Genomic DNA, 19996 nt, shown 5'->3' on the forward strand with positions numbered 1-19996 from the left:
CGGACGGAGTCTCCGCCCGCCTGCCCGTCACTGTTCGGCTGGTGAGGAGGGCGGCGAGAAGGGCGGTGCGGGGAGCGGGGCGGCGGGGCCGTCGGCGGGCCGTCCGCGCCGCCCGGCGAGCAGCAGGACCGGGGCCGGCAGCCCCGCCGCGCCGGTCAGCGGCAGCAGCACCTGGACGTCCACCAGCGCGACCAGGCCCGCGCCCAGCGCCAGCGCCACCGCGTTCGGCACCATCATCAGCGTGTTGGCGGCCGCGGCGGTGCGGCCCAGCACCGCGTCCGGGGTCTCCCGCTGCACCGCCGTCATCGCGGCGATCAGGACGCACGGCAGCCCGAGCCCGATGGCCGCGCTCGCCACCAGCGCCACCGAGTCGTACGGCAGCCCCCGCACCCCCGAGGCCACCGCGAACAGCGCGATCCCGGCCGCCGTGAAGACCCGCTCCGGCAGCCGCCTCAGCAACGGGCCGGCCAGCAGCCCGATGGCGACGGACCCGGCCCCCTGCGCCGCGTAGAGCACCCCGGCGTAGGCGGGGGAGCGCCCGAGGACGTCGTCGACGAGGGCGTAGACCGCCGCCCCGTTGAGCCCCGCGCACAGCATGGTCGCGGCCCCCGTCGGCACCAGCGGCCGCGGCACCGGGGAGTTCCACAGCGTCCGCGTCCCGCCGCCCCGCCGGTCCCGCCCCCGGGCCGCCGCTCGTCGGCGGGCTCGCGTACCGGCAGCAGTGCGCAGACCCCGGCCGCCAGCGCGAACGACGCCGTGTCCAGCAGTGCCACGGCGGCGCCCCCGAACTGGGCGTACAGCCCCGCGCCGGCCAGCGGCGCCAGCAGCTTCATGCCCTCGTTCGCCGTCATCCGCAGTCCGTTGAAATCGCCCAGCAGGCGGGCGTCGACGCCCCCGGCGACCAGCGCGGACTCGGCCGCGTCCGTCAGCGCCGAGGCCGTGCCGTACAGGACGAGCACGACGAAGAGGATCCAGACCCGCTCCGCCGAGTCGACCAGGAGGAGCGTGGCCAGCAGCGCCGCCATCGCCGCGCTCACCCCGACCAGCAGCGGTTTACGGGGAAGCCGGTCGACGATCGCCCCGAGCGGGGGGCCGGCCAGCACCGGCAGCCACATCGCGAAGACCGCGAGCGCCGCCAGGCCGTCGGAACCGGTGAGCGACTTCACCCAGACCCCGGCCGCGAGCCACATGGCGGACGTCCAGAACCCGGAGACGACGACCACCGTCAGGAACAGCCCCGCCGTACGGTCCCGCAGCACCCGCACCGTCGCGGACCCCGGCCTCTTCCGCGCCCCCCGGCCCCGGCTCCGTCCCCGCGTCCGCCCCCGACCCCGGACCTGATCCCGCTCCCGCTCCCGATTTCGAACCCGGCATCGCACCCACCACAACCCTCCGGAACCGCACCTGCGCTGACGGGTCCAGGCCGGCGAGTGAGGAGGTCGTGGCGAGTGAGGAGGTCGCGAGGCATCGGGAAGACGCCCGGTTCCGTGCCGCCCGCGCCCGCCTCTCCGGCACCGCCTCTACGGCGGATGCCGTAGAGGCGGTCCGAAAACGGGAGGAACCGGCTCCGGCGCACGGGACACCAGAACACCGGAACACCGGGGCGCCGAAACGGCGGGCGGGACACCGGCGCGGAGGGACGCGGAGGACGGCGCACGGAGGCGCACGGGGGGACGGCGCACGGGGGGGGGCAGGGGCCGGCCGGGGCCGAAACGCCCTGCGGCCCGCCGCGCGTCAGCGTGCCAGCGCCGCCTTCATCATCTTCTGGGCGATGGGCGCGGCCAGGCCGTTGCCGCTGACCTCCGAGCGGGCCGCGCCGGAGTCCTCGACCACCACCGCCACCGCGACCTCCTTGCCGCTCGTCCGGTCCTTCGCGTACGCGGTGAACCAGGCGTACGGGGTCTTGCTGTTGCCCACGCCGTTCTGCGCGGTTCCCGTCTTGCCGCCGACCTCGGCCCCGGCGATCCGGGCGTTGGTGCCGGTGCCCTCCTCGACGACCGTCACCATCGCGCTGCGCAACTGCTCGGCGGTGGACTTCGAGACCACCCGTTTCGTGTCCCCGTCGGCGTACTCCTGCAAGGTGTCGCCCTCGGCGTCCGTCACCTTCGACACCATGTGCGGCGCGGCCAGTTCACCGCCGTTGGCGAGAGCGGCCGACACCATCGCCATCTGCAGCGGCGTCGCGGTCACCTCGAACTGCCCGATGCCCGACAGCGCCGTCTGCGCCTTGTCCATGCCGGACGGGTAGACGCTCTTGTACGCGCGCACCGGCACATCGAGCTTGTCGGCGTTGAAGCCGAACTTCTCCGCCATCGCCCGGACCTTGTCCTGGCCGAGATCGACGGCGATCTTCCCGAAGACGTTGTTGCAGGAGTACCGGAGCGCGGTGCGCAGGCTGGCGTTCGCGCAGGGGGCGGTAGCGCTCTCGTTCTCCAGGTCCTTGCTGCTGCCGGGCAGACGGTACGGGTTCGGGCTGTCCGTGGGCTCGTCGACGGAGCGGTACAGCCCGTCCTCCAGCGCCGCGGCCGCCACCACCAGCTTGAACGTCGAACCGGGCGCGAGCGGCTGCCGCAGCGCCCGGTTGACCATGGGCTTGTCCTTGTCGTCGAGCAGCTTCCGCCAGGCGTCGCCGTCCGTGGTCCCGCTGATCGTCGACGGATCGTAGGACGGGGTGGAGACCACGCCCAGGATCTGCCCGGTCCTCGGATCGATCGCCACCGCCGCGCCCTTGTCATGGCCCAGCGCCCGGTACGCGGCCTTCTGCACATCGGGGTCGATCGTGGTCAGGACGTCACCCGGGGCCGCCTGCTCGCCGGTCAACGCGTTCAGCGGGTTCTTCAGCCGGTCGTCGGTGCCGTCGAGCACGGAACCGTAGATCCCCTCCAGCTGCGTGGCGCCGTACGCCTGCGAGCTGTAGCCCGTGACGGCCGAGTAGAGCGCGCCCTGCGGATAGGTGCGCTGGTACGCGAGGTCGCCGCTCACCGTCCTCTTCGATCCGGTGACCGGCTTCCCGGCCACGATGATGTCACCGAGCGGCTGCGCGTACCGCGCCATGGTCTTCCGTCGGTTGTGGTCGTCGTCTGCGAGCGCCCGTGCCTGGTAGGCCTGCACCCAGGTCGCTCGCACCAGCAGGGCGAGGACCAGCAGCAGGCAGAAGACCGAGGTCCGCCTGATCGTCTTGTTCATCCCGGAGAAGGACGAGCGGGGCGCGACGCACCGTTCCCGGCCGTCCCGATTCTCACCGATTCCTCATGGTCGCCCCGGCCCCCCGCCGCCGTCGGCCGCCGCCGGGCCGTACCACCGGCACACGCTCCGGCAGCGCGCCGTCCATGAGGCCCGGCCCTTCTCGTCAACCGTGATCCGCAGCGCCACCGCGATCCGCAGCTCTGCCGGCGAGCCGTGCCCGCCGCCCCTTCCAGCCCGCCGGCCACGACTCCTTGCCAACCCCGAACGCCCGCACATACAGTCGCGCCACACTCGTGATCGGGAACCTTGTTCGGAATGCCGGACATGCCCCCGAGGCACGGCGGCGGAACGGAAGGAGCCATGGTGGCGGCACCCGTCCTGAGCCTCGACCCCCGCACCGGCGAACCGCGCGAGCGGGTCGCGGCGGAAGCCACCCCCGAGGAGGTCGACCGCGCCGTCCGCGCCGCCCACGCGGCACGCGCGCCTCCTCGCCGAGGACGGGCCGCACGACGCGCTCCTGGAGGAGTGCTTCGGCCCGTTCACGGTCGTCGCCCGCCACACCTCCGGCGACGAGATCGACGCCGTCCTCTCCCGCCTCCCCGGCAACCTCACCGCCACGCTCCACATCGCCGCCGACGGCCCGGACCCCGACGCCCCCGGCCTGCTCGCCGCCCTCACCCCGCTCGCCGGACGGATCCTCGTCAACGGCTGGCCGACCGGCGTCGCCGTCGCCCCGGCCCAGCACCACGGCGGCCCCTACCCGGCCACCACCTCCCCCTCGACCTCGGTCGGCGCCACCGCGATCGAACGCTGGCTGCGCCCCCTCGCGTACCAGTCGGTCCCCGACGCCCTCCTTCCGCCGGAACTCCGCGAGGCCAACCCACTGGCCCTGCCCCGCCGCGTGGACGGCCGCCGCGCGTGACGCCGGTCGGGCGCCCGCCGCGTGGCGCGCGAAGCGCGCCCGGGCAGCGGGGCGGGGGCGAGGCCGCGGAGGCCGGTATCCCCGGGGACACGCCGCGGGTCGGCCGGCGCACGGGGCACCGAGGCGACAGCCCTCAGCCGACTCGCACCTCGTCGAGGACCGCCCCGACCACCGAGGCGAAGGCGTCGAGGTCCACGTCCGCCGGACGCACTCGTGCCGCCATGGTCTTCGCGATCAGAAGTCCCATCGATCACGCAGGCCATCACGGTGGACGGTCCCGGGCGTCGAACGGCCGTTGCCGCGGCGTGACTTGGGTTTCCCCGGACCGCCCCCGCCCCGTCGGCCCGCGAGAACGCGATCCGCGTCCGGACGGGCGCCGGGCGGATCGCCGGCGGCGCGTCGTGCCCGCCTCGGGCGCGGTCACGCGTTCGCGCCGGGAATGGGGGAGTGCGGCGCGGTGTTCGTTCCGGTGCGCGGGGGAGTGCCCCGCGCCGTCCGGCCCGGGTCCCGAGGCCCGGGTCCGGATCGCGGAACCGTCGGACACCGGCCACCGGACCCCTGATCCCGGAGAGAAGAAGAGACATGCGCGTCGAGATCTGGAGCGACATCGCCTGCCCGTGGTGCTACATAGGAAAGGCACGCTTCGAGAAGGGCCTGGCGGCCTTCGGCCACCGTGACGAGGTGGAGGTCGTGCACCGGTCCTTCGAGCTCGATCCCGGGCACGCCAAGGGCGACACCGTGCAGGTGGTCGACATGCTGGCGAGGAAGTACGGACGCACCCCGGAAGAGGTGCGGGCCATGGAGGCGAACGTGGCCGCCAACGCGCGGGCCGAAGGGCTCGGCTACCTCACCGAGGGCCGCGACCACGGCAACACCTTCGACATCCACCGGCTGCTCCACCTGGCCAAGGCGCGTGGCCGGCAGGAGGAGCTGCTGACCGTCGCCTACCGGGCGAACTTCGCCGAGGAGCGTTCCGTCTACGACGGCGACGTGCTGGTCGAGCTGGCCGCCGAGGCCGGACTCGACGCCGAGGAGGCGCGCGCCGTGCTGGCCGACCCGCGGGCGTACGCCGATGAGGTGCGGGCCGACGAGCGGGAGGCGTCCGAGCTGGGCGCCAACGCGGTGCCGTTCTTCGTGATCGACCGGCGGTACGGGATCTCCGGCGGCCAGCCCGCCGAGGTCTTCGCCCAGGCGCTCGAACAGGCCTGGAAGGACCGGCCGTTGACCGCGCTCGGCGGCGACGCCGAGGCGTGCGACGCCGACGGGGCCTGCGCGGTCCCGCGGACCGGCGACGGCGGCGGGGCCTGAGCCACCGCGGTCGGCGGGCGACGGCGGGGCCGGCTCGGGGGCGGGTGACGGCGGGGGCCGGTGATTGACGGGGGAACAGGCGGGCTCCACGCTAGGACGCATGGAGACGACATCGCTCGCCCGTGTGGTGAAGGACCAGTTCGCGCCGGAGACCACGTACCTCGACACCGCCAGTCGCGGGCTGCTGCCCCGCCGCGCGGCGGAGGCCGTGAAGGAACTCGCCGACGAACTCGCCACCGGGAGCAGGGCGGGCTCCGGCGACTTCGAGGCGGTGGAGGCGGCCCGGGCCGGTTTCGCCCGTCTCGCCGGGGTCGACGCCGACCGGGTCGCCGTCGGCGGTTCGGTGGCGGCGCATGTCGGGCTGATCGCGGCCTCGCTGCCGGCGGGCACCGAAGTCGTGTCCCCCGAGGGGGAGTTCAGCTCGGTCGTCAGCCCGTTCGCGGTCCGCGGCGACCTGAAGGTGCGATATGTGCCGCTGGAGGCGCTGGCCGACGCGGTACGGCCCGGGACCGCGCTCGTCGCGTTCTCCTCCGTGCAGTCCTCCGACGGGCGGGTCGCGGACCTCGACGCGGTACGGGAGGCGGCGGCCGCCCACGGAGCCGGGACCCTGCTCGACACCACCCAGTCGGCCGGGTGGCTGGCGGTGGACGCCGGAGCGTTCGACTACACCGTCACCGGCGGCTTCAAGTTCCTGCTCGGCCCACGGGGCACGTCGTTCCTCACCGTCACCGAGGAGGCGCAGCGCACCCTGCCGTCCGTCTTCGCCTCCTGGGCCGCCTCCGACGACCCCTGGGACAGTACGTACGGCCCGGTCGGGCGGCTCTCGGACAGTGCCCGCCGCTACGACGAACCGCTGTCCTTCCTCTCGTACCACGGGGCCCGGCACTCCCTCGCGCTGCTGGGCGAGGTCGGCGCCGACGCCCTCCACGCCCACGCCACCGGGCTCGCGGCCCGCTTCCGGGAGGGGCTCGCCGGGCTGGGGCTCCGGGCGGCGCCGGGGGAGTCGGCCATCGTGGCCGTGCCCGGACTCGGCGTACGGGCGGCGGAGCTGGCGCGGGCCGGGGTGGTGGTCTCGGAGCGGGCGGGGAGCCTGCGCGCGGCCTTCCACCTCTACAACACGGAGGGTGACGTGGACCGGGCCCTGGACGTGCTCGCGCGCTGAGCGGCCGGCGCGGGGCGGGGGTCAGCGGGGGTCGGGACGGCAGTCCCCGGCCTCCCCGCAGAGGTTCTCCTCGACCTTGGCGAGCAGCCGGGCCAGCTCCTCGCGCTCGGCCGGGGCGAGGCCGGTCAGGGTGCGCTCCTCCAGATCCGTCCAGGCCCGCTCGACGGCGGTGTGCAGCGCGCAGCTCGCCTCGGTGGCCTCGACCAGAACGGCCCGGCGGTCGTCCGGGTCGGGGGAGCGGCGGACGTGCCCGGCCTGCTCCAGGCGCTGGAGCATCTTGGTGACGGTGGAGGGGTCCAGGTCCATGACCCTGATCAGCTCCGACTGGCGTGCCGGACCCGCCTCCCACAGGTGCATCATCAGGAACTCCTGGCCGGGGTAGAGCCCGAGCCCCTTCAGCAGCCTGCCCGCGGTGGTCCGGTGCAGCCGGGCGACCCGTGCGAAGGCGTGGCTGACGGGGCCGCCGACGGCGGCGCTCGACGGTTCGGTACAGCCGGGTTCGGCCTTCATCGGGACTCCTCGGGGTGGTGCCGGCCCCGTCCGGCCCGGTGTGCGGACCGGGAGAGGGGATCCGGGCGCTTCCTCCAGCGAACACTACCTTCACCCCGCCTTATGTTGGCCGACCAAGCGTGTGGGGTAGGGTGACGCGGTCAGGGAATAGTTGGCCGACCATATATCCTCTGGGAGTCCTCATGACCACCGCGTTCGACCCGATCGACCTGCCCGGCATCCGGCTCGCCAACCGGATCGCCATGGCCCCGATGACCCGCAGCCGGGCCGGCGAGGGCGGCACCGCCACGGATCTCGCCGTCGAGTACTACGCCCAGCGCGCCTCGGCGGGCCTGATCATCACGGAGGGCGTCCAGCCGTCGGTGGTGGGCCAGGGCTACCCCGACACCCCGGGGCTGCACAGCGCCGAGCAGGTCGCGTCCTGGCGCGAGGTCACCGACGCGGTGCACGCGGCGGGCGGCCGGATCTTCGCCCAGCTCATGCACGCGGGCCGGATCGGTCACCCCGACCTGCTGCCGGACGGCCTCACCCCGGTCAGCGCCTCGGCGGTCAGGCCCGCCGGGCAGCTCTTCGCCGGGACCGGGATGAAGGACTTCACCACCCCGCGCGAGCTGACCGGCGACGAAGTCCGGCAGACCGTCGCGGACTTCGCCTCGGCGGCCCGCAACGCGATCGACGCCGGCTTCGACGGAGTCGAGCTGCACGGCGCCAACGGCTACCTCATCCACCAGTTCCTCGCGCCCAACGCCAACCGGCGCACCGACGAGTGGGGAGGCTCCGACGAGGCCCGCATCCGCTTCGCCGTCGAAGTGGTCGGGGCCGTCGCCGCCGAGATCGGCGCGGAGCGGACCGGGCTGCGCATCTCGCCCGGGAACCCGTACAACGACATCGACGAGCCCGCGCCGGACGCCGCGTACACGGCACTGGTGCGGGAGATCGACCCGCTCGGTCTCGCCTACCTGCACGTCCTGGAAGCGGTGGAGATGCGCGAGCTGACCCTCGCGCTGCGCAAGGAGTTCTCCGGCGTCCTCCTCCTGAGCGCCCACACGGACGGGCCGACCGGCCCGGACGCCCTCACGCTGGTGGACGAGGGAGTGGCCGACGTCCTCGCGTACGGCGCGCTGTTCATCGCCAACCCGGACCTGCCCGCCCGGCTGAGGGCGGGCGGCCCGTTCAACGCCCCCGACCCGTCGACCTTCTTCGGCGGGGGCGCCGAGGGGTACGTCGACTACCCGGCGCTGGGCGACGAACGGTCCTGAGCCCCGGGCGGGAGGGGCGCCGCGGTGCGCGGGGCCGGTGCCCCGGTCCGGCCGCCGGAGCGGACCCCGCTACTCCCGGCCGGACTCCGCCGGCGGCTCGCCGTACCACCGCCAGTCGCCGAGCCGGGGGCGGCCCGGCAGCTCGCCGCGGCCGGTGGCCCAGAGCAGCACGGCCCACCGGTCGGCGTCCTGCGGCGCGTCCGGGAACAGCCGGGCCAGGACCCGGTCGCAGAGATCGGCGGGCGGCGTCCAGGGCACGCCCGTGCCCGCCGTGATGTCGTACACGTGCACCAGCGTCTCCACCACGCCCATGGCGGCGAAGCCCTCCGGATCGGAGTTGCCGCAGGGGTGGTACGCGCGGACGTCGGGGGAGGCCGTCCGCGCCATCGCCGCGAGCAGCGCACCGCTCGCCTCCAGGGTGCTCAGCAGCCCCGCCGGTCCGGCCGCCGCATCGGCGAAGACCGCGTTCGCCGGGCCGCCCTCGCGGTCGGCGGTCCAGCGGTACAGCACGTTCGCGTCCAGGGGCGGCCGCCGCGGGCCCAACTGGACCGCGTAGGCGAAGAGATCGTCGCCCAGGTGCTCCGCGGTCTCCCAGCGGCTCCACTCCAACGACCCGGCCGGCGCCCGCCAGTCGTCGGCGGAAACGTTCCGGAGCGCGTCGACCGCGAGACGGACCGCGGTGGTCACGTCGTCCGCGGTGACCCGTGCCCGGGCGCCGACGGGCGCCGCCCGCTCCGCCGCGCTCCGCTCGACGCACAGCTCGTTGCCCTCGGGGTCTCCCAACACACGGAACTAGACGTTCTGGAGTGTCGGCATGGGAATCCGGCGGTCCGAGTGCCCCGCTCTCTCTCACCAGCTCTGCCCGTGCAGCACGCACCCTCACGGGGTGGCCGCAGTGGTCGTGAGGCAGAGCGCGGGGACCGCACCCGCCCGCACGTATCCGCCCTTGACCAGGGCGCCGAACGGGGGTGGGCGCAGTGCGGTCCCCGTGTCGTCCGGAGTCGTGTACGAGCGCCAGGACGACGACCAAGCCCGCTAACCCAACGGCTAGAGGTGCGCGGTACCGGCCCCCTCGCGGGAGATCCGTACGCAATCCGCAGAGTTCCCCGGTTCGAGTCCGGCGGCGGGCACGCAACGACTACGACCACCAGGGGGTCGCACACGCGCTGTATCGACTGCACGGAGCCCGCGACCCATCGGGGCCGCTGCAAGGCTCATCACGGGGCGTACGAGGGGCGTCCGAACGTCCGGCTCTCGGCGGGCACGGGGACGACGACGGGCGAACCGCCGGGACGCTGCTGCGAGGTTCCGGCGGCGAGTACAGGAACAGGGCTCGGCCTGGTGCGACTGGTGCTTGGGCGACTTCCCCGCGGACGCTTAGCGGGACGTGAACCATGCGGCGAGCACGCTGCCCGCACTCGCGACGACCACCGTGAGGGCCCATCGGGAGACCTTCCATCGGGGAAGGTTTTCAACGGTTAAGTGCAGACCCCTGCAACGGAGTTCAAATGCCGGTGGCGGAGGGTTCTTCTTGTTCGACATAGCTACATCCCATCGGGGTCAGGTGGGTCACAGCACCCATCAAGGGCGTGAAAGTGCGTGAAGCGAGGCCGCAAACGTGAGAAGTCGTGAAAGACCAGCTCAGAGGCAGGTACCGCAACCATCCGGCGACAGAAGTGCACCCAGAGTGATTACACAGAGTGACGTCAATCAACCTTGATTGAAGGGGTTGAAACCTCCCATACGTCCTCGGCTGGTGAGCCGATCACACCACGCGGCCACACACCAAGACCATGGAGCGGATGGAGCGGATGGAGCGGATGGAGCGGTTCTGGAGCGAGGTAGAGCGGCGGACGCACCGCCCTCGGCCTTGGCCACAGATATCCGGGTACACGCTGAGTCGGCGCACAGTCCACCACCGAAGAACGAGGGGCGCTTGGTGTTGTTCGGCATGGCTCGATGAGATCGCACAGGGCGCGGCCTCGTCATTGCTGTGGCGGAACGGACCCCGTCAAACCCGTCAGAGATCCTCTTGGATGCGCGCTGAGGCTCAGCCGGTGCGAGATTCACCGCGACGTGAACCACGCAGCGAGCCCACTACCTGTGGTCGCGGCGAGTGCTGCCACCAGCCATCCGGGGACGCGTTTGACGGTCAAGTGGACTCCACCGCAGCGGATTTCGAACGCGAGGCGCCGTGCATCTGTCTTGTAAGGCATAGAGACATTGAGCCCTATTCGAGGGGTGCCATAGCAAGGGCTGCCCGCGTGGAACCTCATGAAAGCGATGAAAGATCAACCCCCGTACCAGAGGTGACCCCCTGTGCCCCGAAAACCCCGACCCCCGTGCTCTGTCCCCGGGTGCCCCGAACTGACCCCCTCGGGTGGTCGCTGCCCTCAGCGCGCCAGGGAAGCGAACGCCGATCGTGCCTCTCGTGGTGGCGCGGTCTACTCGACCTGGTGGCAACGCGTTCGGCGTGCGTACCTGTACGCGAACCCTTGGTGCGTGCTGTGCGGTCGAGCGGCGAACGTCGCGGACCATTTCCCAGTGTCTCGGCGGGCGTTGGTCGCTCGAGGCGAGTTGAATCCTGATGCTGCGAAGCATCTGCGTCCGCTGTGCGTCGCATGTCACAACCGCGAGACCGCACGGCATCAGCCTGGCGGTTTTGCTGCTGAGGCTCGGTCACGGCGCGAGGCGAACGAGCGCCCGCCGTTCTGACCAGGGGGGTACTCCCCTCTCCTCCCGAGATTGAGCGGGCGGGAGGCTAAAAACTCGCCTGGCTCATTGTGGCATTTTCGCGGAGGAGACTGCGACCCGACCTAACAGAAACACTCACCCCGTGCGCATCGTTCGCTAATGAATGATGGGTGCGGGGGCTCTCTTGCTTTACGCTCAGACCGCAACCGATGGCGGGGTGACGAGGCGTGCGCGCTCGTAGAGACTCCCGGCAGCCTGATTCTTGAGATAGGGCCGAATCCGGGCCTGCATCGTTGACATGGCCTTATCGCACTGTCCCGATTGAACGTCGGGGTAAATTTCCACGACCTTGGCCCATGTGGCACACGCGCTTTCGAGGTGGCCGACTTCTAGCTGACGTTCAGCAAGCATGGATAGGTAACGAATCCGGTTCCTCTTGAACGAGCTATGCCGCAGCTTGTCGGATTCCTCTAGGTCTTTGATTGATCCCCGAATGTCACCCAGTTCGTACCGAACCTGCCCGGCGTGATAGGTGAGAGAAGACGGGTTGTACGAGCCGCACGTCTTGGTTTGGGATTCGGCCTTTTCCATTGCCACTTCGGCCTCTCGCAGATACATAAGCGCCTTTGTGCGCTCGCCAAGCTGCGCGGAGGCGTGCGCTTGCTGCCCCGCCAGAAAGGCGCGCATTCGAGGACCAGCCTGCGGAGATGCAGACGCGGCTGCGTCAGCAAGACGCATCGCAGTCTTCCCGTGGCGTAGATCAACTGCCTGAACGCTCATTCCTCGTAGAGTTGTGCAATACGTGAGATGGTCTTCCGAGGCACCTGCTAGCTCTAGCGCTTTCAGGTAATACTGTTGCGCCAGGCCATGGATCCCCTCGTCCACCGCCATATATCCGGTGAGATAGCAGAGATCGGAAGCCGCTGACATCATCGCCTTGCGGACTTCTTCTGTTGCGTCGGCTCGAAGGTAGGGGGCTACCGTATTCACGAGGAATGCCGCCGCCATCGGGCGGGCGTGTCGACCTCCGAATTGGTCGTCCAAGTCAGAAACGCGCTCTGTCATGGCGATGACCATGTTTACGTCGGCCATCCCTATGCGTTGGGTTTTTCCCGATTGAACCGCTTCCATGCGCCCCACGACATCCGGCCACCCAGGGACGGTAAGGGCCACGGAGAATAGCCCCGCACTCAGGACGCTACGACGTGAGGGGTCCATGTCTTGCCTCCCGAGGTCTACCAGCCCTTCAGCGGTAGTCGGGTGACTATTGGACTCTTCCGGGGGTGACGGGAATCCTGCATCGGCGTGCGTGATGGGACGGAGCAGTCTCCGGGCGAGTGCTTCCAGAATCAGCGGCCGAACAGTTTCTCTCGGTAGGTGACCGCTCAACCACTGGTGAACTGACGGCTGTTGATACTTGAGAGGGGTTCCGCGTTCGGTCCCGATGCGGTTGACCTCTTGGGCGAACTGCCGCAGGGTCCACCCGCTCTCGCGGTACAGCCGCTCAAGTCCGGCGTTCGGCTTTCGTATCGTCACTGGCCTCAACTCCCGCGCTCTCACCGCTTAACGCTCTTAACTCCTGCCCTCTTCCCAACGGTACCGCTGTGCGTGGTCGAGCGGTTGCCTAGTGCGAGCACCACCACCGCGAGGGATAGCACCGCAAGGAGGGTCCGGGCATGGAGAAGCACGCACAGACGGTCATGGGGAACCCCGTAAACCTCCCGCTGAGGCTGGAGGGAGACCCGCGGCCGGTACCGGGATGCGCGCACTGCGACAAGGTCGCCATGGACCGCGACCACGCCAAGGCCAACGGTGACGGCAGCCGTGTGAGTGACTGCAACGTGCGGCTGAGCCGGCATCTCGCGGAAGCTCACCAGTGACCGCCACTCCGACGCGGGGGTCGCAGTACGGCGGAGCGGTCAGCGGTTCCGGCGTGATCCACCTGCCTGGCCCGACGCACCCGCCGAACCAGCGTCACGACGACTGCCCCAACTGCGTGCCGCTGAGGGAAGCCGAGTGAGGTGCGTACGCCGGTTTGGATGGTTCCGTGTTCGTCTTCATCGTCGCCGCTCTGACAACTGCGATTCCCACGCTGGCCGCTACTGGCCGCCTTTGAACTCCCGCCCCTGCCGAACGCATCCGAATTCGTTCCCCCACGCATTCGAAATCTCGGCAGGGGCGGGGCACCACAAACCAACGGTCGCAAGGAGATGCAATGAGCACTGCCGGAAACCGTCTCTTATTCGCTTGGCTTGAGATCACGGGACTCTGCAACGAGTTCTGTGATCACTGCTATGCGGACAGTGGGCCCAAGGGCACACACGGCACCATGACCGTGCAGGGCTGGTTGAACGTAATTGACCAGCTTGCCGACATGGGCACCCTGGACGTTCAGTTCATCGGGGGTGAGCCGACGCTCTATCCGAGCCTGCCCGCGCTGATCAAGCACGCCCACGGGCGGGGCCTCGGGATCGAAGTGTTCTCGAACATGACCCACATCCGTCCGGAACTGTGGGACACGTTCGCGGAGTACGGCGTGAAGCTGGCTACGTCGTACTACTCGGACACGGCCGAGGAACACGACCAGGTGACGCAGCTGCGCGGATCGCACAGGAAGACTCGCGCCAATGTCCAGACGGCGCTGGAACTCGGCATCCCGCTGCGCGGCGGAGTCGTCGCCGTGCAGGCCGGTCAGCGGGTACAGGAAGCCGCACAGGACCTTACGGCGCTCGGTGTCGGAACGGTTGGCGGTGACCGGACGCGTGCGTTCGGCCGTGCGAGCAATGGCGCAGCGCCGACCATCGCTGATCTGTGCGGGCACTGCGCCCACGAGAAGTGTGCCATCGGCCCGACCGGCGACGTGTGGCCGTGCGTCCTCGGTCGATTCCTGACCCTCGGCAATGTGCTGGAAAAGCCGATTTCCGATATCTGGGGCGGCGCGCAGATGACCGAGGTTGCGGCCGAGATCGCAGCGGTTCACGGGGATGGTGTCCAGTCGTGCACTCCTCCGCAGTTCCTACCCATGTGCGGTCCCTGTGGTCCGTGCGTTCCCTCGGTCGGGCACTGCGACCCCAAGGAAGCGGGCACCGCCGCTACGATCGCCGCCTAAGGGCTGTCCCGTAATCCATGGCGGGCGTGCGACGACAGCTGCGGCGCCTCGCGGCGTTGTCGGAACGCCCGCATACGTCCCGTATGCGGGCGCCCCTCCACCTTGCGGTGCACCACATCCGACGCCGCACGCTGATCCACCACGGGTTACGGGACAGCCCTTAGCCCGCTGAATGCAAGGGAGCACACAGATGGACGATCACGGGGACGACTTCGGTCCATGGGGGTGGGAGGAGGACGGCAACGCCATCCAGCGGACCGAGGACGAATGGCTCACCATCGCTCGATACGTCCGGCACGCGGCCAACAAGCTCGGGCCGGAACTCCCGCTGTGTCTCCCTGGTGAACCGCAGGAATGCGGGCGGACGGCTCAACAGCACGTGATTGCTTGGGCCGCTCACCTCAAGGCGGTCTCCCATCACCTGGTCGAACAGGCAACGCCGAGCGAGGCCAGGGGCGCACACGCCGTCGGGCCGATGTATCAGCGACGTCTCGCTGATCTGCGCGCGTCCACTTCTGCGCCACACTGACCGACCGCACAGCCATACCGGCCCCGTCCGCGTGCTGCCCCGTGGCGCACGCGGGCGGGGCTACTGCGCGTCCTGGTGCTCGCCCTCGCGCACTGCTGTGGATGTTGCGGATACTCCTTCCCGCCCGAGGAAGACGCCGAGCCGTCCCCGTGCATGCCACCGAGCCGACGAACCCGCCCCGCGTCATCTGCGGCCCCACCACACCGATTCCCGTGCACGTCCCCGCCCGGTCGATCCCGTCCCCGTGGTTCCACCGCGTAGGCCCGTGGCTCCTTGCGCGGGAAGCGGAGCGCAAGGCCGAACGGACACTAGAGCTACTGGCCATACCGGAGCGGTGGCGCGCGGTAGAAGCTGCGGCGGACGGACGGGACTACCCCTACGCCTACGAGGGAGCACCTTTCCCCACGTCCGCGTTCGCTGCGGTGGGGGTGTCGGCATGACCGCCGAGGAACTGTTCCCGGAAGTTCCCACCGGACACGTCGCCCTCTGCGTCGGCTGCCACACGGTGACCCGCGCCCCGATCCCCGTGCGTTGGATTCAGAGCACCAGCGGCCCCGGGACGATGCTCTACGCGTGCCCCGATCACGCCGTTGCACTTGGCGCGGGCCCGACCCCCGAGGACGCACTACACGCCCCGTAGACGGGCACAGACAGCAAAACGCCCCGTTCGGCAACTGCCGTGCGGTGCTCTGTCGTTGGGCTTGACCTGCGGGTGCTCTTAGAACTGGTAGTCAGAGGTGTTGGGGTCGGCGAGGGTCGCCCAGCCGGTGCCGTCCGGCCCGCGGTGGTCGGCGACGAGGCGGGCGCCCAGTCCGAGCAGCCGCTCCACCTCCTGGTCGCGGGTGCGGTCCCGCGGCTGGAGGTCCAGATGCAGCCGGTTCTTGACGCGCTTCGGCTCGGGCACCCGGATGAACAGCAGCGAGGCCCCCGGCGTGGCGACGAGCACCTCGGGATCGCCGGGGGCGTCGTCGCCGGGCAGCGGGGCGTCGAGCACCGCGGACCAGAAGCGGGCCAGTCCGTAGGCGTCGGCGCAGTCGATCGTGATGTGACGCACGAGTGAGGTCATGGACCCACTCTCACCGCCGACGCCCTTCGCGGTCCACCGAGTCGGGACGCGGTCCGGAGCGACGGACGCGGGCCGCGGACGCCGTGCGCGGGCCCGCCCCGCGTCCGTCAGAGGTTGTCCCCCCAGCCGCTCTGGATCATGGTCTGGAACGCCCACTCCCCGTTCCGCCGGATCAGGACGTCGGCGTAGCGCAGGCGTCGGGTCCGGCCCTGCGCCGTCATGGCCGAGTCCGAGAAGACCACTGCCAGGGAGGGGGAGACGAAGACGGGGGTCCGGACGGACTCGAAGGCGATGTCCTCGTCCCCCGCGCCCATCACCGCCGTCATCGTCCCGACGAACCGCTCACGGGTCCACTGCGCCGAACGGCCGTCGCCCGCCGCGTCGTCGCTCACGAGGTTGAGCGGGAACACGGCCAGATCCGCCATGCGCTCGATGTCGCGCCGGGCGCTGCGCGCGTCGTACTCGGCGAACCAGGCGTCCAGGCTCGCGCGGTCCTCGGCCGTGGGGACGTATCCGGTGTCGGGCAGCTGGATCACAAGAACTCCTCGCGTTCTCAGGTCGGGCTCATCAATTCATCAAATTTGACTACCGGGGAAGATATGCCTCCGGGAGTGAGTAGTCAAACTTGATGAGCTGGGGTGCCCCGGAACGCGTGAGGCCGGGAACGCGGACACGGGGCGGGGCCGGCGGGCGAGGCGGACATCCGCCCCGCCCCGTCGGCCCCGCCCCCCGCCGGGTGTCAGCGCACCGGGGTGAAGTCCCGGGCGCCGATGAACTCCGGACGCCGCGCCGGCGCCGCGAACGGCTCCTCGGCGGCGTTCTCCACGCTGTTGAAGACGATGAAGACATTGCTGCGCGGATACGGGGTGATGTTGTCGCCCGAGCCGTGCATGCAGTTGCAGTCGAACCAGGTCGCGGAACCCGCCGGGCCCGTGAAGAGCCTGATGCCGTGCCGGTCGGCCAGCCTCGTCAGCGCCTCGTCGGACGGGGTGCCGGCCTCCTGCATCCGCAGCGACCGCTTGTAGTTGTCCTCCGGGGTCGCGCCGGCGCAGCCGAGGAACGACGTGTGCGAACCGGGCATGATCATCAGCCCGCCGTTGGTGTCGTGGTTCTCGGTCAGCGCGATCGACACGGACACCGCCCGCATGCGCGGCATCCCGTCCTCGGCGTGCCACGTCTCGAAGTCCGAGTGCCAGTAGAAGCCCGAGGCGCCGAAGCCCGGCTTCACGTTGATCCGGGACTGGTGGACGTACACGTCCGAGCCCAGGATCTGGCGGGCCCGGCCCACCACGCGTTCGTCGGTCACCAGCCGGGCGAAGACCTCGCTGATCCGGTGGACCTCGAAGACCGACCGGACCTTCCGCGACTTCGGCTCGACGATCGAGCGCTCGTCGTCCTGGACCGCCGGGTCGTCGACCAGCCGGTCCAGCTCGGCCCGGTACGCCGCGACCTCGTCCGGGGTGATCAGCTGGTCCACGGTGAGGAAGCCGTCGCGTTCGAAGCCCCGCAGGTCCTGCGCCGCGACCGGTCCGGGGGCGCCGGGCGCGGACCAGACGACCGGGTCCTGGCGCGGGGTGACCGTCTCGGCGGCGCCGCGCGTGGGGTACGGGTCGACGCGCGCGCCGGCGGCGTCCGTACGGGTGTCGGTGGTCATGGGTTCAGCCCTCCTCCGTCAGCAGCGGGTAGACGCCGTTCTCGTCGTGCTCCTCCCGTCCGGTGACCGGCGGGTTGAAGACGCAGACGCAGCGGAAGTCGGTCTTCGGGCGCATGGTGTGGCGCTCGTGCCCGTCCAGCAGGTACATCGTGCCGGGGGTGATCCAGTGCTTCTCGCCGGTCTCGTCGTTGGTGAGCTCGGCCTCGCCCTCGACGCACAGCACGGCCTCGATGTGGTTCGCGTACCACATGGACGTCTCGGTGCCCGCGTACATCGTGGTCTCGTGGAGCGAGAAGCCGACCTTCTCCCGCGCCAGTACGATGCGCTTGCTCTCCCAGGTGCCGGAAGCGGCCCTCACATGCCGGTCGGTGTTCTCTATGTCGCTGAAGGATCGGACGATCACGGTGGTTCGGTCGCCTTTCTCTGTGCGTTGTTCTTCTTCGGGGGACGGACTGGACGGATGGACGGATGGACTGGGGGACCGTCGGCCGGTGGGCAGGGACGGAAAGGGGCGGAAAGGGACGGAAAGGGTGGGCTGACCGGCCCGGGGGTCAGGCCGTCTCGCGGATCGCGCGGGCCAGCGTGCGCAGGCCCTCGTCCAGTTCCTCGGGGGTGACGGTCAGCGGCGGCAGCAGCTTCACCACCTCGCTCCGCGGACCGGAGGTCTCCACCAGGAGGCCCAGTTCGAAGGCGCGGGCGCAGACGGCGGTGGCGCGCGCCGGGTCGGCGAACTCCACCCCCCAGACCAGGCCGCGGCCCCGGAACCGGGCCCCGAGCCGGGCGTGTTCGTCGCAGATCGCCAGGAGCGCCTGTTCGACCTGCTCGCCCCGGGCCAGGGTCTGCTTCTCCGTCTGGCCGTCCGCCCAGTAGGCGTCCAGCGCGGCGGCGGCCGTGACGAAGGCCGGGTTGTTGCCGCGGAAGGTGCCGTTGTGCTCGCCCGGTCCCCAGATGTCCAGCTCCGGACGGAACAGGCAGAGCGACATGGGCAGTCCGTAGCCGCTGATGGACTTCGACAGGGTGACGATGTCGGGCGTGATGCCGGCCTCCTCGAACGAGAAGAACGCGCCCGTGCGCCCGCACCCCATCTGGATGTCGTCGACGATCAGCAGCATGTCGCGGCGGCGGCACAGGTCGGCGAGGGCCCGCAGCCACTCGGGGCGCGCCACGTTGATGCCGCCCTCGCCCTGCACCGTCTCGACGATCACGGCGGCGGGCTGGTTGAGCCCCGACCCCTGGTCCTCCAGGAGCCGCTCGAACCAGAGGAAGTCGGGCACCCGGCCGTCGAGGTAGTTGTCGAACGGCATCGGGGTCCCGTGCACCAGCGGGATGCCGGCCCCGGCCCGCTTGAACGCGTTGCCGGTGACGGCCAGCGACCCCAGCGACATGCCGTGGAAGGCGTTGGTGAACGAGACGACCGACTCGCGCCCCTTCACCTTGCGGGCCAGCTTCAGCGCCGCCTCGACCGCGTTGGTGCCGGTCGGGCCGGGGAACATCACCTTGTACGGGAGGTCGCGCGGGCGCAGCACGTTGTTCTGGAAGGACTCCAGGAAGGCGCGTTTCGCGGTGGTCGCCATGTCGAGGCCGTGGGTGATCCCGTCGCGCTCGATGTAGTCGATCAACGCCCGTTTCAGCACCGGGTTGTTGTGGCCGTAGTTGAGGGATCCCGCACCGGCGAAGAAGTCGAGGTACTCGTGGCCGTCCTCGTCGGTCAGACGGCAGCCCTGCGCGCGGTCGAAGACCGCGGGCCAGCCGCGGCAGTAGCTCCGTACCTCCGACTCCAGGGTCTCGAAGACACTCAGTGCGGGCGGGGTGATGGTCACAGGGGGTCTCCTGCTCAAGGGGGTGACGGATGACGTCGGGTGAGGTGTCGGGCGGGCCGCCGGGCCCGGCGCCGGGCGGCGCGGCCGGGGCGGGCCGAGGGGCGCACGCCGGGCGGGGCGGACGGGCGCGGCCGTGGGGCGCGCGGGTCAGGCGGGGAACGGGCCCATGCGGTACAGGACTTCGGGCGCGTGCGCCCCCTCGGGGAACAGCTCGCCCTCGAAGAGCACCTCGCGCTCCAGGGCGACCGCGTGGCGCCGGGCGTAGGAGGCGAACAGCCGGTCCGACGCGGTGTTGTCCGGGGTGACGGTCGTCTCGACCGAGGACAGCCCCCGTGCGCCGGCGACCCGCGAGGTCAGCGCGTCCAGCAGCCGCCCCGCCAGTCCGGAGCCGCGGTGGTCGCGGCCGACGGCCACCTGCCAGACCACGAGGGTCCCGGGCCGGTCCTGGCGTAGATAGCCCGTCACGAAGGCGACGGGTTCCCCGGTCTCGTCACGGGCGACCACGGAGGTGGCGGCGAAGTCACGGCACCACAGCAGGTAGCTGTACGAGGAGTTGAGGTCCAGGACCTCGGAGTCGCGGGCGATGCGCCAGATCGCGGCCCCGTCCTCCACTCGTGGGGTGTCGATGATGAATTCGCTTCGGGCACGTGCAAAATCTGCTGGTGCGGCGGTCATGCGAATTGAATTTACCCAGCAAATTCCCGGATTGCATCGACGCAAGGGGTTGGGTGGAGAGATCCGTTGTGTTATCACGCGGGCGCGCGCACTGGCGCGACC

14 protein-coding genes and 4 pseudogenes are annotated in these 19996 nt (G+C 70.7%); 7 read left to right on the forward strand and 11 right to left on the reverse strand.

What is annotated here, in order from left to right:
- Window positions 1-27: 27 nt before the first annotated feature.
- Window positions 28-1259 (reverse strand): annotated as a pseudogene (locus tag WA762_RS14165) (MFS transporter).
- A gap of 475 nt (window positions 1260-1734) precedes the next feature.
- On the reverse strand, window positions 1735-3186 hold the full coding sequence (locus WA762_RS14170; protein WP_335935989.1) for a peptidoglycan D,D-transpeptidase FtsI family protein: 1452 nt from the start codon (window positions 3184-3186) through the stop codon (window positions 1735-1737).
- Window positions 3187-3664: 478 nt separating this feature from the next.
- Here WA762_RS14170 and WA762_RS14175 point away from each other — a divergent pair.
- The 3 genes and pseudogenes from WA762_RS14175 to WA762_RS14185 form a co-directional block, all read left to right on the forward strand.
- A pseudogene (locus WA762_RS14175) lies at window positions 3665-4108 on the forward strand (aldehyde dehydrogenase (NADP(+))); the annotation flags it as partial.
- Window positions 4109-4690: 582 nt separating this feature from the next.
- Window positions 4691-5416, forward strand: a complete 726-nt coding sequence (locus tag WA762_RS14180) for a DsbA family oxidoreductase (protein WP_335935990.1) — start codon at window positions 4691-4693, stop codon at window positions 5414-5416.
- A gap of 100 nt (window positions 5417-5516) precedes the next feature.
- On the forward strand, window positions 5517-6578 hold the full coding sequence (locus WA762_RS14185) for an aminotransferase class V-fold PLP-dependent enzyme (RefSeq protein ID WP_335935991.1): 1062 nt from the start codon (window positions 5517-5519) through the stop codon (window positions 6576-6578).
- A 21-nt stretch (window positions 6579-6599) separates the two neighbouring features.
- On the opposite strand, the gene WA762_RS14190 is transcribed toward WA762_RS14185, so the two are convergent.
- Complete coding sequence (locus WA762_RS14190) at window positions 6600-7088, reverse strand: MarR family winged helix-turn-helix transcriptional regulator (RefSeq protein ID WP_335935992.1); 489 nt, start codon at window positions 7086-7088, stop codon at window positions 6600-6602.
- A 182-nt stretch (window positions 7089-7270) separates the two neighbouring features.
- Between WA762_RS14190 and WA762_RS14195 the strand changes: the two genes are divergently transcribed.
- A complete protein-coding gene (locus WA762_RS14195; RefSeq protein WP_335935993.1) occupies window positions 7271-8347 on the forward strand; it encodes an alkene reductase in 1077 nt (358 codons plus the stop codon).
- A gap of 69 nt (window positions 8348-8416) precedes the next feature.
- Here WA762_RS14195 and WA762_RS14200 read toward each other — a convergent pair.
- Both WA762_RS14200 and WA762_RS14205 read right to left on the reverse strand, forming a co-directional pair.
- Window positions 8417-9130 (reverse strand): annotated as a pseudogene (locus WA762_RS14200) (VOC family protein); the annotation flags it as partial.
- Between the two features lie 2106 nt (window positions 9131-11236).
- Entirely contained in the window at window positions 11237-12577 is a 1341-nt protein-coding gene (locus tag WA762_RS14205) for a tetratricopeptide repeat protein (protein WP_335935994.1), read from the reverse strand.
- Between the two features lie 140 nt (window positions 12578-12717).
- Here WA762_RS14205 and WA762_RS14210 point away from each other — a divergent pair, with 140 nt between their 5' ends.
- The 3 genes from WA762_RS14210 (at window position 12718) to WA762_RS14220 (ending at window position 14679) form a co-directional block, all read left to right on the forward strand.
- Complete coding sequence (locus WA762_RS14210) at window positions 12718-12921, forward strand: hypothetical protein (RefSeq protein ID WP_335935995.1); 204 nt, start codon at window positions 12718-12720, stop codon at window positions 12919-12921.
- A 335-nt stretch (window positions 12922-13256) separates the two neighbouring features.
- Entirely contained in the window at window positions 13257-14150 is an 894-nt protein-coding gene (locus WA762_RS14215; protein ID WP_335935996.1) for a radical SAM/SPASM domain-containing protein, read from the forward strand.
- A gap of 190 nt (window positions 14151-14340) precedes the next feature.
- Window positions 14341-14679: a hypothetical protein gene (locus WA762_RS14220; protein WP_335935997.1), complete on the forward strand. Its 339-nt coding sequence runs from the start codon at window positions 14341-14343 to the stop codon at window positions 14677-14679.
- A gap of 727 nt (window positions 14680-15406) precedes the next feature.
- Here the strand turns inward: WA762_RS14220 and WA762_RS14225 are convergent.
- The 6 genes and pseudogenes from WA762_RS14225 to ectA form a co-directional block, all read right to left on the reverse strand.
- Window positions 15407-15745, reverse strand: a pseudogene (locus WA762_RS14225) (VOC family protein); the annotation flags it as partial.
- Window positions 15746-15852: 107 nt separating this feature from the next.
- A complete protein-coding gene (locus WA762_RS14230) occupies window positions 15853-16281 on the reverse strand; it encodes a nuclear transport factor 2 family protein (protein WP_335935998.1) in 429 nt (142 codons plus the stop codon).
- Window positions 16282-16484: 203 nt separating this feature from the next.
- Complete coding sequence (gene thpD, locus WA762_RS14235) at window positions 16485-17399, reverse strand: ectoine hydroxylase (protein ID WP_335935999.1); 915 nt, start codon at window positions 17397-17399, stop codon at window positions 16485-16487.
- A gap of 4 nt (window positions 17400-17403) precedes the next feature.
- The gene (locus tag WA762_RS14240; RefSeq protein ID WP_335936000.1) at window positions 17404-17802 is read right to left on the reverse strand and encodes an ectoine synthase; all 399 of its coding nucleotides are present in this window, start codon (window positions 17800-17802) and stop codon (window positions 17404-17406) included.
- A 148-nt stretch (window positions 17803-17950) separates the two neighbouring features.
- Window positions 17951-19219 (reverse strand): diaminobutyrate--2-oxoglutarate transaminase, encoded by a 1269-nt coding sequence (ectB, locus tag WA762_RS14245; protein ID WP_335936001.1) that lies wholly within the window; start codon window positions 19217-19219, stop codon window positions 17951-17953.
- Between the two features lie 147 nt (window positions 19220-19366).
- Window positions 19367-19894 carry a diaminobutyrate acetyltransferase gene (gene ectA / locus WA762_RS14250; protein WP_335936002.1) on the reverse strand — a complete coding sequence of 176 codons (528 nt, stop codon included), beginning with the start codon at window positions 19892-19894 and terminating at the stop codon, window positions 19367-19369.
- Window positions 19895-19996: the final 102 nt, after the last annotated feature.

Origin of the sequence: Streptomyces tyrfis (genome assembly GCF_037034285.1) — a bacterium.
Classification (GTDB): Bacteria; Actinomycetota; Actinomycetes; order Streptomycetales; family Streptomycetaceae; genus Streptomyces.